This is a genomic window from Haloflavibacter putidus (assembly GCF_006546625.1).
Classification (GTDB): Bacteria; Bacteroidota; Bacteroidia; order Flavobacteriales; family Flavobacteriaceae; genus Mesonia; species Mesonia putida.
In genome coordinates this window covers 44,920-60,997 of sequence record NZ_VIAR01000011.1, presented here as the reverse complement: position 1 = coordinate 60,997, position 16,078 = coordinate 44,920, and the positions used below count along the sequence as shown (strand labels likewise).

At 36.9% G+C, this 16,078-nt stretch carries 9 protein-coding genes; 8 read left to right on the top strand and 1 reads right to left on the bottom strand.

The window, feature by feature from the left end:
• The first annotated feature begins 82 nt into the window (after window positions 1-82).
• The 8 genes from FKR84_RS10660 (at window position 83) to FKR84_RS10625 (ending at window position 14,146) form a co-directional block, all read left to right on the top strand.
• Window positions 83-3,883 carry an efflux RND transporter permease subunit gene (locus FKR84_RS10660; RefSeq protein ID WP_141422295.1) on the top strand — a complete coding sequence of 1,267 codons (3,801 nt, stop codon included), beginning with the start codon at window positions 83-85 and terminating at the stop codon, window positions 3,881-3,883.
• Between the two features lie 2 nt (window positions 3,884-3,885).
• Window positions 3,886-5,127 (top strand): TolC family protein, encoded by a 1,242-nt coding sequence (locus tag FKR84_RS10655; protein WP_141422294.1) that lies wholly within the window; start codon window positions 3,886-3,888, stop codon window positions 5,125-5,127.
• Between the two features lie 133 nt (window positions 5,128-5,260).
• The gene (locus FKR84_RS10650; protein WP_141422293.1) at window positions 5,261-6,973 is read left to right on the top strand and encodes an efflux RND transporter periplasmic adaptor subunit; all 1,713 of its coding nucleotides are present in this window, start codon (window positions 5,261-5,263) and stop codon (window positions 6,971-6,973) included.
• A gap of 34 nt (window positions 6,974-7,007) precedes the next feature.
• Window positions 7,008-7,577: a helix-turn-helix domain-containing protein gene (locus FKR84_RS10645; RefSeq protein ID WP_141422292.1), complete on the top strand. Its 570-nt coding sequence runs from the start codon at window positions 7,008-7,010 to the stop codon at window positions 7,575-7,577.
• A 254-nt stretch (window positions 7,578-7,831) separates the two neighbouring features.
• Entirely contained in the window at window positions 7,832-8,380 is a 549-nt protein-coding gene (locus FKR84_RS10640) for a DUF3347 domain-containing protein (protein WP_141422291.1), read from the top strand.
• A gap of 30 nt (window positions 8,381-8,410) precedes the next feature.
• The gene (locus FKR84_RS10635) at window positions 8,411-8,902 is read left to right on the top strand and encodes a DUF305 domain-containing protein (RefSeq protein WP_141422290.1); all 492 of its coding nucleotides are present in this window, start codon (window positions 8,411-8,413) and stop codon (window positions 8,900-8,902) included.
• Between the two features lie 77 nt (window positions 8,903-8,979).
• Window positions 8,980-9,474 (top strand): YqiA/YcfP family alpha/beta fold hydrolase, encoded by a 495-nt coding sequence (locus FKR84_RS10630; RefSeq protein ID WP_141422289.1) that lies wholly within the window; start codon window positions 8,980-8,982, stop codon window positions 9,472-9,474.
• Window positions 9,475-9,649: 175 nt separating this feature from the next.
• Window positions 9,650-14,146, top strand: coding sequence for an excinuclease ABC subunit UvrA (locus FKR84_RS10625; protein WP_141422288.1), 4,497 nt, complete (start codon window positions 9,650-9,652; stop codon window positions 14,144-14,146).
• A gap of 135 nt (window positions 14,147-14,281) precedes the next feature.
• On the opposite strand, the gene FKR84_RS10620 is transcribed toward FKR84_RS10625, so the two are convergent.
• Window positions 14,282-15,868: a hypothetical protein gene (locus FKR84_RS10620; RefSeq protein ID WP_317129112.1), complete on the bottom strand. Its 1,587-nt coding sequence runs from the start codon at window positions 15,866-15,868 to the stop codon at window positions 14,282-14,284.
• Between the last annotated feature and the right edge of the window lie 210 nt (window positions 15,869-16,078).

The window sequence follows — 16,078 nt, the reverse complement described above, 5'->3', positions numbered from 1 at the left end:
TTCAGGGTATATTTTATTGTGTTTAATTTTCTGATACGCTCAGGCAATTATTCCTTGTATAACTGTTTAATTATCACTAAAGATGCTAAATAAAGGCATAAAATTTCTTATAGAAAACAAATTGGTAGCGGTACTTTTACTCGTGCTTTTTGTTGGCTGGGGTGTTGTTAACGCTCCATTTAACTGGGATACCGGTTTCTTACCTACCAACCCCGTAGCCGTAGATGCTATTCCCAATATTGGCGAAAATCAGCAAATCGTATTCACCAAATGGGAAGGTCGCTCCCCACAAGATATCGAAGATCAAATCACCTATCCGCTAACTACTGCGTTATTAGGAATTCCCGGCGTAAAAACCATTCGGAGTTCGTCTATGTTTGGTTTTTCCAGTATCTATATCATTTTTGAAGAAGATGTAGAATTCTATTGGAGTCGGAGTCGTATTCTGGAAAAATTAAATTCTTTACCAAGCGGATTGTTACCCGAAGATGTAAATCCCGCTTTAGGACCCGATGCTACGGGCTTGGGACAAATTTTCTGGTATACTTTAGAAGGACGCGATAAAGACGGTAATGTAACCGGCGGCTGGGATTTACACGAACTCCGCAGTATACAAGATTACTATGTAAAATACGCTCTTGCTTCTGCAAGCGGCGTTTCTGAAGTAGCCTCTATTGGTGGTTATGTGCAAGAATACCAAATAGATGTTAACCCCGAAAAAATGCGTCAATACGGTATTAGCTTAGGTGATATTGTCACAGCAGTAAAAGAAACCAATAAAGATATTGGCGCCCAAACTTTAGAAATTAATCAAGCAGAATATTTAGTGCGTGGTCTGGGCTATGTAAAATCTATTGCAGATATAGAAACCGCAGTAGTTAGCTCAGAAAATTATACCGCTATCCAAATTAAAGATGTTGCAAAAGTAGGCTTAGGACCGGCACCTAGACGCGGCATTTTAGATAAAGAAGGAGCAGAAGTAGTTGGCGGGGTTGTGGTTGCCCGCCACGGCGCAAACCCAATGGAGGTTATTAATAATGTAAAAGATCAAATAGAAGCGCTCAAAGCAGGTTTACCTTCTAAAAAACTATCAGATGGCCGTACTTCGCAACTTACCATCGTACCGTTTTATGATCGTACAGAACTTATTCAAGAAACCTTAGGAACACTGGACGAAGCGCTAAGCTTAGAAATTCTTATTACCATTTTTGTTATTATCGTAATGGTATTCAATTTAAGAGCTTCGGTTTTAATCTCTGGTCTGTTGCCCGTTGCGGTATTAATGGTCTTTATTGCAATGAAGTTTTTTAATGTAGATGCCAATATTGTGGCTTTATCCGGGATTGCCATTGCTATTGGTACAATGGTAGATGTCGGGGTCATTCTTTGCGAAAATATTATTAGGCATCTGGACGAAGAAGATGCGCGTTTTATAAAAACCGGTAAAAGACAAACCATGAATACCGTGGTTTACAATGCCACTGCCGAAGTTTCGGGAGCTATACTTACGGCGGTACTTACTACCATTATCAGTTTTATTCCTGTGTTTACTATGGTCGGGGCCGAAGGGAAATTGTTTAGACCTTTAGCTTTTACCAAAACCATGGCTTTAGTTGCAGCGTTAATAATAGCTTTATTTTTAATTCCTCCTTTCGCCTCTTATCTATTCCGTAAAAAAAATATTAGAAGAACAAGTAAACTTCTTATCAATGCTTTACTGTTTTTAATAGGAATAACAGCAATAATATTTGGTTACTGGTTGGGCTTATTACTACTTGCTTTTGGAATTACAGCACTTTTAAGAGACGATAAAATTGCTGCTAAAATTTCCGATAAATATCAACTAACCAAAAAACGCGCTAATAGCATAAACATTTTTATTTCCGCTTTAGCAATCATCTTTTTACTTGCAGAATATTGGCGACCGCTAGGAGTAGATAAAAGTATCTTCTGGAATCTGCTTTTTGTCGGGTTAATTTGTTTTGGTTTAACAGGAATATTCTGGTTGTTTCAAAATTACTATACCAGAATTTTAGGTTGGGCGCTTAGAAACAAACTGTTATTTCTTTCCTTACCTACCGCTATTGTAGTTTGTGGAGTTTTAATTATGCAAAATACGGGCAAAGAATTTATGCCTTCTTTAAACGAAGGTTCCTTTTTGCTTATGCCAACTTCTTTACCACACGCAGGCATTGAAGAAAATAAAAGAGTCTTGCAGCAACTGGATATGGCTGTTGCCAATATTCCGGAAATTAAGACCGTGGTAGGTAAAGCCGGCCGTACAGAATCTGCTTTAGATCCAGCACCTTTATCTATGTATGAAAATATTATTCAGTATAAATCAGAATATATGCTGAATGACAATGGCAATCGGCAACGCTATAAAGTAAACGAAGATGGCTTGTTTATTCTGAAAAACGGAAACCTGGTTGTTAATCCTAATAGCGATGTGACGGAAGAGGATAGTTATAAGGATGCAGAAATTGAAGATCCTTTTCGTGTGGAAAACCAAGATCTAATAGCAGACGAAGATGGCGAATTTTACCGAAATTGGCGACCAAAAATACAATCGCCAGATGATATTTGGAACGAAATTGTAAACGCAACCAAGCTCCCCGGAATAACCTCAGCGCCAAAACTACAACCTATAGAAACTCGTTTGGTTATGCTGCAAACCGGTATGCGCGCGCCTATGGGAATTAAAGTAAAAGGACAAAATTTACGAGAAATTGAAGCTTTTGGAATGCAGCTGGAAGATATTCTAAAACAAGCAGAAGGCGTAAAAAAAGAAGCTGTTTTTGCAGATAGAATTGTAGGCAAACCCTATCTTTTAATAGATATTAAACGAGAACGTCTTGCCAGATACGGTATTTCTATAGAAGATGTGCAACAAGTACTTCAGGTTGCTGTGGGCGGTATGCCATTAACACAAACCGTAGAAGGCAGAGAGCGTTATGGCGTAAGAGTGCGTTATCCGCGAGAATTACGTGCCAATCCAGACGACATTAAAGATATATACGTGCCGGTTGAAAAAGGCAGTCCGGTGCCATTAGGAGAATTGGTAGAAATCAGGTATGAGCAAGGACCGCAAGTTATCAAGAGTGAAGATACCTTTTTAGTAGGTTATGTTTTGTTTGATAAACTGGATACTTATGCAGAGGTAGATGTGGTAGAAAACGCCCAAGCTCTAATTAAAGATAAAATAGAAAGTGGTGAATTAACGGTGCCAAAGGGAATAAATTACCAGTTTACCGGAACCTACGAAAATCAATTACGTGCCGAAAAAACACTATCTGTTATTATTCCTTTGGCACTGGCCATTATCTTTTTGATTCTCTATTTCCAATTCCGTTCGGTAGCTACTTCGTTAATGGTGTTTTCTAGTATTGCCGTAGCTTTTGCCGGTGGCTTTTTAATGATTTGGTTTTACGGACAAGATTGGTTCTTAAACTTTTCTTTCTTCGGTGAAAACCTAAGAGATTTATTTCAAATGCACACTATTAACTTAAGTGTTGCAGTTTGGGTAGGTTTTATTGCTCTTTTTGGAATTGCTACAGACGATGGCGTGGTAATGGCAACCTATCTTACCCAAACTTTCGATAAAAATAAACCGGAAAATATAAATGAAGTTCGCGCCTCTGTTGTAGAAGCAGGAATCAAACGTATACGCCCTTGTTTGATGACCACTGCCACCACTATTCTTGCGCTTCTTCCTATTCTAACTTCCACGGGCCGAGGAAGTGATATTATGATTCCTATGGCAATACCTAGCTTTGGCGGAATGGTGATTGCCTTAATTACTCTTTTTGTAGTTCCCGTATTGTATAGTTGGACGAGAGAAGCAAAATTAAAAAGACGATTAAAAACGCTTAAAGAAAAGTAGAAATGATAAAAGTAAAATTAATAAATGCATTTCGATTACAGAAAACCTGCTTTCCTACAGGAGTAGTATTGCTAGTTATGCTCCTGTTTTTTAGCTGGAATACAAATGGGCAGCACTTAAATAATTATATAGAAAAAGCGGTAAATAACAACCCAGATATTCAAGCAATTAAAAAACAATATGCTATTTCCGCAGAAAAAATAACGGCAAGTAAATCCTTACCAAACACCAAGTTTTCAGGCGGATACATGTTTAGTAAAGAAGATATGCCTATGATGTGGCAAGGAGAATTCTCTGTAATGCAAATGTTTCCTTGGTTTGGAACCCTTTCAGCTCGCGAAAATTATTCTACAGCTTTGGCTGATGCCGATTTCTTAGAAATTGAAATCGCTAAACGAAAAATTGTAAAAGATTTATCGCTGTCGTATTACCGTCTTTATGAAATAATTCAAAAACAAGAAGTTGTAGATGCCAATATTGAGCTTTTGCAGGCTTATGAACAAATGGCCTTAACCTCTGTAGAGGTAGGAAATGCTTCGGCCGTAGCGGTTTTGCGTTTACAAATTCGTCAAAACAAACTTCGGGAAAGAAAACAGGTGTTAGCGCAAAACTATGAAGCAGAGCGTACGGTTTTTAACAAATTACTAAACAGAGAAAAAGATGCAAATATCGCTATTGTAGATAGTTTGATAATTCCTAAAAAAGATACAGAAATAGATTTTGAAAAGCTTCGGCTTCATCCTAAAATAAAAAAAATTAACCAACTCAATAAAATTGTCTCCCAAGCAGATGCACTTAACCAAAAGGAAAGCGGGCCGCAACTTGGCGTGGGTATGGAATATATGTACTTTACGGAAATGCCCGATATGTTTATGCCTATGGTTTCGGTTTCCATTCCCCTATTCAACAAAAAATACAAATCTGTTGCCCGGCAAAACAAATTACGCTACGACGAGCTGGACAAGCAAGAAGAAGCGGTTGAGAATAATTTATTAACACAATTGCAAACAGCCGTCAAGAGTAGAAATGTAGCCCGTATTCGTGTTCAAACGCAAAAAGAAAATTTAAAACAAGCTAAAGATGCAGAAGATATACTGCTTAAAAGTTATGAAACAGGTACAATAAACTTTAACGATGTATTGGATATTCAAGAATTGCAGTTAGAATTTGGCCTTAAGCTAATAGAAGCCGTTCAAGCCTATTATACACAATTGGCTATAATTGCTTATTACACAACCAATTAAATTCGGTAAGCAAATTATATAATATAAAAAACACAAAAGAATTCCGTAAAGTGAAAAATATATAAAAACAAGAAAGAGAGTTTTACGGAAGTGAAAAAATATAAAAACAGAATATTAAATAAGACATAATCAAATGAAAAAGAACAGCATTTATATAATCTTGGCCTTAATAGTGGGGTTGGTCGCGGGCTTTCTGCTTTTTGGTGGCGATGCAACCGGCGATGCACACAACAAAGATAATCACAAGCATTCTAAAGAAGTTGCTACTGAACAACTATGGACTTGCTCTATGCATCCACAAATTATGCAACCGGAACCCGGCGACTGCCCTATTTGCGGAATGGAGCTTATTCCTGCAGGCTCTGAAGCAGATGGCCTTTCTGCCAACGAAATTAAAATGACCAAAAATGCAATGGCATTGGCAAATATTCAGACCAGTGTAGTTGGTAATAGCTCTGGTAAAAGTGACAACGGTATATCGTTATCTGGAAAAATTGTAGAAAACGAAGAAGCAAATACGGTTCAAGCCAGTTATTTTGATGGTAGAATAGAACGCCTTAATATAAATTTTGAAGGACAAGAAGTACAAAAAGGACAACTTTTAGCAACTATTTACTCCCCAGATTTAGTTGCAGCCCAACAAGAACTTCTTACCACTGCAAGACTTAAAGAAAGTCAGCCGGCGCTTTATAAATCTGTACGGAACAAATTAAAGCTCTGGAAACTTTCAGAAAGCCAAATTAAACGTATTGAAGCCTCGGGAGAAGTACGCGAGAATTTTCCTATATATGCTACTGTTTCGGGAACGGTTTCCGAAAAAATGACATCTGAAGGAGATTATGTAAAAAAAGGACAACCTATCTTAAAATTAAATAATCTAAACACGCTTTGGGCAGCGTTTGATGCATACGAAAATCAAATTGCCGAATTTGAAGAAGGGCAAAATATAAAAATTACGGCAAACGCTTATCCTAATAAAGAATTTGATGCCACTATATCTTTTATAGATCCGGTTTTAAACACACAAACCAGGACAGTAACAGTAAGGGCAACTATAAAAAATAAAGACAATTTACTAAAGCCGGGTATGTTTGTAACCGGTAAGGTAAAAGTAGCTGAAATTGCTGGCGAGCAGCAACTTTTAATCCCGGCAAGTGCGGTAATGTGGACGGGAGAACGTTCTTTGGTTTACGTTAAAACAAATCCTAACCATCCTGTTTTTGAAATGCGAGAAGTAAGATTAGGTAACAGAAATGGCGAAAATTATTCAATAACCAGCGGTTTAAAAGACGGCGATGTAATTGTAACCAACGGAACCTTTACCGTAGATGCGGCTGCCCAATTACAGGGTAAAAAATCTATGATGAATCAACCTACGGCGAAAGAAGATGTTTCAAAAATGCAAATGGAATTACCGGAGACATTTCAAAAAGATTTTACCACAGTTTTGGCAACTTATTTCGAATTAAAAGATGCATTTGTAGACAGCAACATAGAGCAAACAAAAACTTTAGCAAACAATATGTTTGAGCGACTTAAAAGCTTAAAAACTTTCAATTTGGGCGCTATGGAAATGCAGCATTTAAACAAAATTGAAAGTATGCTAAAAGCTATTTCCAAAAATGATAATATAGAAAATCAGCGGGATCATTTTATAGTACTATCCGAAAATATAATTGCTTTTGCTTCTAATATGAAAAACTTAGATAAGCCCATTTATTTACAACATTGCCCAATGGTTAATAACAACCAAGGCGCAGATTGGCTAAGTTTAAGTTCGGAAATTAAAAATCCTTATTACGGCGAGAAAATGTTGAATTGTGGCGACACCCAAAGAGAATTATAGAAAGATTGAAAGTTTATTAAAACCATATAAATTTATGCTAGTTGAAGTCTTTATCAAAAACATGGTTTGTAACCGGTGTATTAAAGTAGTAAAAAACGAGCTGCTTGAAGCTGGGGTGGCAGTAATAAAAGTAGAATTAGGCCGAGTTGTTTATAAAAGCAAGGATAAAACTGAAGATGCTAAAAAGTTGAAAAAAGTTCTTCTTGATAATGATTTTGAATTACTGGAAAGCACCGATAAAATTTTAGTCGAAAATGTAAAACTAAATCTTATACGTCTTTTGGAAAACCTACCCATTCAAAAAAACGGCACACTTTCCAGTTATTTATCAAGAGAAACCAATTATGAGTATTCCCGTTTAAGCAGGACGTTTTCTCATATCGAAAATACCACGTTGGAGAAATATTTTATAAAGCTTAAAATAGAAAAAACAAAAGAGCTTATTCAATCAAAACAATATAATTTCACGCAAATAAGTCAGCTATTAGATTATAGCAGTGTAAACCATCTTTCCCGGCAATTTAAAGCGGAAACAGGAATAAATTTAACCGAATACAAAACTTTAGAGAAAAATTTTAGAAATCCTTTAGACCAAATTTTATAGATGCTTAACCAAATTATAACAACATAATTTTTTATTAAACAGTAATTTAGAAATAAATTTGATTATCCGCTTTCATTCCTTTAAGTAGCTTTTGTCACTCCCGAAACTTCGGGAGAGCGCAGTCGAGAGGTTAAACAAAAGCGTCTCGACTTTAGCCTGTCTTGATCAAAGTCGAAAGGCTGGACGCGACATCAGAACTATTATTTAATTCACTTGACACTAAACGGATATACAAAAATAAAATCAATTAAAAAATGAAAAATAGTATTTTAAACTTTGGAGTAATTCTTTTCACCGCGGTTGTAGCAACCTCTTGCTTAGATAATAAAGCAAAACAAGAGGTAGAGATAGACACTCCAAAAGAAGTAAAAAAAGCAGAAAAAAATACTGCAGATATCGCCGATCAAGCTTTTAAAGATGGTATGACCGGAAAAATATGGCATAACTACCTAGAGATTAAAATAGCATTGACAAACGCCGATGCCAATAAGGCGAAAGACGCTGCCAAAAGTATGGCTGAATCTTTTTCTGAAGAACGTGCAGAGATGAAAGCCGTTGCCAAGCAATTGGCAAACACCAATGATCTTGAAAAGCAACGCGAACTTTTTTCAAACTTTACGGAACTGGCCGGCAATATGTTTGAAGATGCACTTTCCGGAGGAACTATTTATAAAAAATTCTGCCCTATGGCTTTCAATAATGAGGGGGCATATTGGTATGCTGATATCGAGGAAATAAATAATCCATATTTTGGCGATAAAATGCTGCGATGCGGTTCCGTAAAGAAAACGATTGAAAAGTAAAATATAGTAACCAACCAAAAACTAAGTAAAATGAATTCAGAAAATAATAAACATAAAAAAAACGGCAGTAATTACGGTAGATTTTTTCTAATGCTTGGTTTATCGTTTATAGCGATGTACATCACGATGTATATGAATACCTATGAGTTTGATCACGTATATTTTAGCCTTACCCGCCTCTATATGACCTGTTTGGGTATTTCTGCCATGGCGGTAATTATGTTGTCTCTTATGCTTAAAATGTATAAAAACAAGATGAAAAATATAGCTATTTATCTTGGTAGTCTTGTCTTGTTTATCTCGGCATTAGGTTTAGTTAGGGCACAACGCCCCATAATTGGAGATGTTCTTTATATGAAAGCGATGATTCCCCACCACTCCATTGCTATTCTTACCAGCAAACGTGCAGACCTAAAAGATCCCGAAACCAAAAAATTGGCTAAAGAAATTATCGAAGCGCAAAAAAGAGAGATCGCTCAGATGAAAAAGATTATCTACCGTTTGGAAAACGAAGGGGAATAACCTGTTTAATAAAACATTAAAACTTTAAAGTTTCCCAATTTCTTGCTTTTGCTTAACTTTCCTATAAAATCAGCCTTATGAATATTTTATACCTTCACGGATTGGGAAGTTCGTTAAAACCCGAAAAGCGCGAAATTTTAGAAAAGCACGGCAAAGTTTACGGACCGGATATTAACTATGAGCAACGCAAAGACACGATAGATTGGCTTTACGAAAGCTATAAAGAACACGAAATAGATGTGGTTATTGGCAGCAGCATGGGCGGATTTACCGGTTATTATTTAAGCAGGTTATTACAAAGTCCGGCTTTGCTTTTTAATCCGGCTTTGGCAGAACGCAAGGTAAAACAAGAAATTCCTGAGAATGCGCCCCCGCATCAGAGTTTGTTGCAAATTATTTTGGGCGCACAAGATACTACTGTCAACCCCAAAGCAACCCTGGAGTTTATTGCCAATCACTTTCCGAAAACACAAGATTATCAAATTTCTATCAAAAAAGATTTGGAACACCAAATTCCGGTAGCGGTTTTTAAAAATGCAACAGATAGCTTTTTTAGAGAAGTAAAGATTTAAGCTTTAGGCTTTAGGCTACCCGTCCTCGGCTGCGCTCGGACTGACGGAAAACTAATCACAAATTAACAAACTCACCAATTAACGAATCACTAATTCATTAATCAACAAATCCCCTAATCCCCAATACACAAATCTTTCTATATTTAATTTTTTACTAAAGAAACAACTCCGCAGCATGCAAATTCTAAATGCACACCAAAACAACCTCAAAAATATTGATATTCGTATTCCTGAAAATCAATTAATTGTACTTACCGGCTTATCCGGTTCGGGAAAATCTTCTTTGGCTATGGATGTAATTGCAAACGAAGGTTACCGGTATTTTTTAGAAAGTTTGCCGGCATACAACCAACAAAATGCACAAGTAATTCCAACTGCCAACGTAGATTCTATACAAAATTTGCCACCGGTTATTAAAGTAGAACAGTCCAAACGTTTCCAATCTATAAAAACTACTTTTGGTACGCTTTCAGAAATTAACACCTATTTCCGAATTTTATTTGCGCGCTATTCCGCCAAGGAAACAATGAGCAAATCGCTTTTTTCTTTTAACCATCCCAAAGGTGCTTGTACAACTTGTAGGGGAATTGGCGAAGCAGAATATATTGATCTTAACAAATTAATAGGAGATGAAAATAAAACGCTTCGAGAAGGTGCCATTACCACTACCCTACCCAACGGTTACATTGTTTATTCGCAAATAACTGTAGAAGAGTTAAACAAAGTATGTAAGGCGCACGACTTTAATGTAGATATCCCGTGGAAAGCACTAACTCCCGCACAAAAAGATGTCGTTTTACACGGAAGTGATAGAACTAAGGTTTTCTTTGGTAAACACGGCTTAGAATCCCGGCTTAGGTGGAAAGGTATTAAAGCAAAACCACGCGAAGAAGGTTTTTATAAAGGAATGCTTCCCGTGATGGAAGACATTTTAAGACGCGACAGAAATCCGAATATTCTAAAATTTGCCAGTTCCAAGATTTGTCCCAGCTGCAAAGGGGCGCGCATAAAAGCAGAAAATCTAAAGTATAAATGGAAAGGATTTAACTTTCACGCTTGGATGAAACTTCCTTTAATCCAACTATATAAACGCTTAGAGACGCAAAATTACCTTAGCGGGGAAAAAGAATTGGTACAAAAGTTACGCCCCAAATTATATGACTTGATAAGACTGGGAATGGCAGATTACCGTTTAAATACTCCCAGCACCCAAATATCGTCGGGAGATGGGCAGCGCATCAAACTCATCAATCAAGTAAACAGCAAATTGCAAGGCATTTTATATGTTTTTGACGAACCTTCTATTGGATTACCTGCAAATTATCAAAAATATCTGCTACATATTTTAAACCGATTGATTAAAAGAGGAAATACGGTAATTGTTGTTGAGCATGATTTAGACTTTATAAAAGCGGCAGATTGGATAGTAGAATTAGGACCAAAAGCAGGAATTAATGGCGGCGAAGTGGTTTTTAACGGAAAACTCCAAGATTTTTTAAAAGCAAAACATCTTAACAGTCCAACGCAATTGGCTCTTCAAGAAGCAAAAAATACTTCCGTACCAAAAAACAAATTCAAAAAAGTAGCTACTGAAGATTTCCAGCCCGTTCTACATAAACTCTGCGTTCTAAGTAAAAAAACACCGCAATTATTAGAAGATATTACTGCTTTTTGCGAAAAAAAAGAATGGACTGTTCTTAGTGTAAACGATCAACCTATAGGAAAAACCCCACGCAGTAATCCGGCGACTTATACGGGTTTAGCAAACTTTATACGTAACCTTCTGGCAAAAACACCAGAAGCAAAAGCTTTAAAACTAACCAAGAGCGCCTTTTCTTTTAACAACAAAACCGGCAGATGTCCGGCTTGCGAAGGTGCCGGAGTTATAAGCCTTTCTATGAGCGCTCTGGGCACGATTAATCAAGTTTGTCCTACCTGCAACGGCAAGCGTTTTAAAGAGGAAGTTTTGCGCGTGCATTGGAAAGATAAAAACATTGCCGAAATTTATAACCTCAGCATCCAAGAAGCGCATACTTTTTTCTCTCCTGAAAAGAAAATTAAAGAAACCTTGGCATTAATGCTGCAATTAGGCTTGGGGTACATCAAACTGGGCCAACCTTCTAACACTTTATCTGGCGGAGAAGCGCAGCGCATAAAACTTACCAAACATTTCGCTAAAAAATCAAAGAAAACGCTTTTATTCCTTGAAGAACCTAGCATTGGCTTGCACCAGCAAAACGTAAAAGAATTATTAACTGCCTTGCACCAATTAAAACTAGAGACAGCAGGTATTATTTGTTTTGAAAACCATAGTCTTTTTCAGGCGAATGCAGATATTTTGGTAGATAATTCCGCAGAAACCGAGAATTTTAAGTTCAAACAAGAAAATCCGCAGCAGCGAAATACTATTTCTATTAAAAATGCGCGAACACACCATCTAAAAGACCTTGATTTAGATTTGCCCAAAAATTCTTTTACAGCGGTTACGGGCATTTCGGGTTCGGGAAAATCTTCTTTGGTAATAGATACTTTACACGGTTTTGGCTTGCAAGAAATGACCAAGCAATTTTCGAGCTACCAACAATCGCGCGTAGGTATAAATTTTCAGTTTGAAGTAGATTATATAGAAGGCCTTACACCAACTATTTGCATTACCCGAAAGCAAAAAAACTACTCGCAGCGAACCGATGTTGCCAAACAAACCGGAATTGATAAGATTTTACGTTTTGCTTTTTCGCGAAAAGCACAGTCTGAAGGAGAAGATTTATCTGCCAGTCATTTTTCTAACAACCACGAATTGGGGAAATGTACGATCTGCGAAGGCATTGGACAAGAACTTTTGCCAGACCTCAACAAATTGGTGTTAGATGCAGAGAAAAGCATCACCAACGGACTTTTTGCCCATAACAAAGTAATTGGTTATTATGGCGATCCGGCCGGTAAACATATGGCCGTCTTAAAAAAAGTAGGGCAAGATTATGGTTTTGATTTGGAAACCCCTTTCGGGGAATTAAACGCAGCGCAAAAAGAGGTTTTGCTTTCCGGAACAGGAGAAAAAGTATGGGAAGCAAACTGGGAGTACACAACAAAAACCAGGAAAGGCACACAAGCTTTATCGATGAAATGGGAAGGTCTTTTTAACTATTTACAAGAGGAATATTTTAAAACTAGAAAAAACAAAAACACCAAACAACTTACTGCGCTATTTTCTTACAGAAAATGTGAAAATTGTCAAGGAAGTGGCTTAAAACCGGAGCGGTTATCTTATACAATAGCGGGGAAATCTATAAATGAAATAAAAGCGCTGAATTTTAAAACATTGGGTCATTTTTTAAGCGCAAATGCTAACAAACAAGATATCGACGGGAAATTACTGGATAAAATTAAAACGCATTTAAGCAACACGATTCAAAGAGCCAAACAACTGCATTTAGATTACCTACAACTCAACCGAAAATCGCCCACATTATCCGGAGGAGAAAATCAGCGGGTAGAGTTGATCAAACAATTAAACAGTCCGTTAAAAGGTATTACCTATTTGTTAGATGAACCTTCGGCGGGCTTATCGCAAGATAACATTCCGGATTTGTTGGCAATCTTACAAGAACTTATTCAAAAAGGAAATACTGTAGTAGTAATTGAGCACAACAAAGAAATTATTCTGGCAGCAGACAAATTGGTTCAGATAGGACCACAAGCCGGTAATTTGGGTGGTTATATTACTTATGAGGGCAAACCGCAAGATTTTTTACAAGAAGCAGCTTGCCATCCGTACTTAAAAAAACCAACTCACAAATTAGAATTCCAAAAAGCAAAAACACAAATTGTAGTAGAAAAAATTGCCAAACACAGCTTGGTAAAAGAGCATTTAAAAATACCCGTAAGCGGTATAACTGCTATAAGTGGGAAATCTGGCGTTGGAAAAACCACTTTGGTAAAAGAGATTTTATTACCAAGTATTAAGAGCGGGCAAGCTATAAATTGCGCCGCTATAAATTTTCCGAAAAGATATACAGAAGCTCATTATTTTGAAACTAAAAAATTACGCAGCCACACCAACACTTTGCTGGTAGATTATTTAAACCTACTAAAAGAAATCTGTAAGATTTTTGCTGACAAAACAAAACTAAAAGCCAAAGCTTTCTCATATAAAACAAAAAGCAGTCAGTGCCCAAATTGTAACGGAAAAGGTTTTATAGAAACCAGTTTAGATGTAACTGCCAATAGTATTGAAACCTGCGAAGTATGCAAAGGCAAACGTTATCTACCAAAAATTTTAGCATCTACCGTAAACGGAAAAAATATTGCAGAAATTCTGATTTTAAATGTCACAGAATTAAACACCTGGTTGATAGAAAACAATTTACCCACTAAAGATTTTCCGTTTTTAAATGAATTGGAAGAAATTGGACTGGGGCATCTTACTTTAGAGCAGCCGGTGCAATCGCTTTCGTCTGGAGAAAAACAACGTTTATTGCTACTGAATTGGCTACAAAACAAAACCACCAGCGCGCTTTATATTTTAGACGAACCAAGTACCGGTTTGCATTATGCAGACATAGATTTGCTGCTGACTATTTTACAAAAACTAAGTAAAAAAAACGATGTTTTGGTAATAGACCATAATTTGTATTTACTGCAAAAAATTGGCGTAGGAATGGTTTTGGAGTAATGTGTTTTTCGAGACAAGACGTTTGGAAACAGGACTTTTGGTTACTATTGAGGTAAATTTATCTTTTAAAAAACTGTAGCATAAAATAGGCTGTTCGCTAAGAACAGCCTACTAAAATGAAAACAAAAACTAACTTTAGTTTATTGCCCAGCTAAAATCGTTTACATTTACAGTTGCTTCAATATCATAGCTTAAAGCAGGATCTGCAATACTACCATTTATCGATATGTTTGAAAGTGGCCCATTGTCTGCCATATCGATAGTGGTATCATAACCATTTAATGATAAACCTGTAATTGTTGCTCCCGATTGTGCTTTAAACTGTAACGCAGTACCTCCTTCTTGAGAAACAGCAGTGAAGTTTACAATTGTAGGATTGTTGTTTGTTCCGTCTGCTTCAATTGCGGTAGAGAATCCTGTGATAGAATGCTTTACATAAGTGTTAGTTAATGTACCGCTCCATCCTTCTGTCCAGTCGATAGCATCATCTTCTAAGTTTTCAACATATACATTCGAAGCGTTTACGGTTCCTCCAAAAAACTCGATACCATCATCTTGCCCATCTATAATTGCAATATTGCTAATTGTAGTTCCAGAACCTACAGCATAAAGTGTAAGACCGTTATACTGCGAATCTGTATTGATCTGGGCTCCAGATTTTCTAATGATCAAGTAATTAATAGACCCTGAGTTATCTTGATTATCACTACCTCCATAAATTAATCCACCAACTTCTGCAGTAGCATCTACTCCTGCTGTTGTTGTAGCATTACCAAGTAGCAATAAACCTCCCCAAGTACCTTCTTCTGTTGGTCCCATAGTTACAGGATTAGAAGCTTCTCCTTCGATAAAAATCTGACCTCCTTTTTGTACAGCGATGTATACATCTGTTCCTGTTCCAGTTTGAATGTTAGTTCCGGCAGGAATAGTTAATGAAGCTCCGTTTTCAATACTAAGAACCCCAGGGAGTTTGTACGTAATGTTAGCATCTAATTCTATATTACCAGTAATACTTCCGTTTAATACATTGTCTATGTTGGCATTTGCAATCCAATCAAAATCGGCTGGATTTACGGTAGAAGGACCTGTATAGGTATTTGCAGGATCTGCAACATCTCCATCAATAGAGATATTAGTAAGCGGACCGTTATCTGCCATTTCTACAGAAGTATCGTATCCATTTAATGATAATCCTGTGATTATTGCTCCAGATTCAGCTTTAAATTGCAACGCAGTTCCTCCAGTTTCAGAAACAGCAGTAAAGTTGATAATGTTTGGATTATTGTTTGTTCCATCAGCTTCTATGGCAGTTGAAAATCCTTCAATGGTATGTAGCACGTAGGTATTTGTCAATGTACCATTCCAACCTTCTGTCCAGTCTATAGCGTCATCTTCTAAGTTTTCAACATATACGTTAGAAACGTTAACAGCGCCACCAAAAAACTCAAGACCATCATCTAATCCGTCAAGAATAGCTACGTTTTCTATAGTCGTTCCTGAACCTACAGCATAAAGTGTAAGACCGTTGTACTGCGAATCTGTATTTATTTGGGCTCCAGATTGTTCAATTACTAAATACTTGATAGAACCTGAATTGTCAGCATTATTGCTACCTCCATAAATTAAGTTTCCAACTTCTGCAATAGCATTAACGCCTGCTGTAGTTTCAGCATTTCCTAAGATTACTAAACCTCCCCAGTTACCTTCTCCTTCTGGAGCCATATGAACTGGTGCTGAAGGAGTACCTTGAATATCAATTTGCGCGCCTTTTTGTACTACCATATAAACATCAGTTCCCGTACCGGTTACAATATTAGTTCCTGCCGGGATAGTTAATTTAGCCCCTTCTTCAACACTAAATGTACCTGTTAATTGGTAGGTAGTGTTAGCATCTAAAGTTAGGTCTTCTGTAATAGACCCGTTAAGTTCTGC

What these genes read in the sequence shown, in the direction of transcription:
- FKR84_RS10660 (WP_141422295.1), top strand. Translation starts at nt 83, where the DNA reads ATGCTAAATAAAGGCATAAAATTTCTTATAGAAAACAAATTGGTAGCG.
- FKR84_RS10655 (WP_141422294.1), top strand. Translation starts at nt 3,886, where the DNA reads ATGATAAAAGTAAAATTAATAAATGCATTTCGATTACAGAAAACCTGC.
- FKR84_RS10650 (WP_141422293.1), top strand. Translation starts at nt 5,261, where the DNA reads ATGAAAAAGAACAGCATTTATATAATCTTGGCCTTAATAGTGGGGTTG.
- FKR84_RS10645 (WP_141422292.1), top strand. Translation starts at nt 7,008, where the DNA reads ATGCTAGTTGAAGTCTTTATCAAAAACATGGTTTGTAACCGGTGTATT.
- FKR84_RS10640 (WP_141422291.1), top strand. Translation starts at nt 7,832, where the DNA reads ATGAAAAATAGTATTTTAAACTTTGGAGTAATTCTTTTCACCGCGGTT.
- FKR84_RS10635 (WP_141422290.1), top strand. Translation starts at nt 8,411, where the DNA reads ATGAATTCAGAAAATAATAAACATAAAAAAAACGGCAGTAATTACGGT.
- FKR84_RS10630 (WP_141422289.1), top strand. Translation starts at nt 8,980, where the DNA reads ATGAATATTTTATACCTTCACGGATTGGGAAGTTCGTTAAAACCCGAA.
- FKR84_RS10625 (WP_141422288.1), top strand. Translation starts at nt 9,650, where the DNA reads ATGCAAATTCTAAATGCACACCAAAACAACCTCAAAAATATTGATATT.
- FKR84_RS10620 (WP_317129112.1), bottom strand. Translation starts at nt 15,868, where the DNA reads ATGGCTCCAGAAGGAGAAGGTAACTGGGGAGGTTTAGTAATCTTAGGA.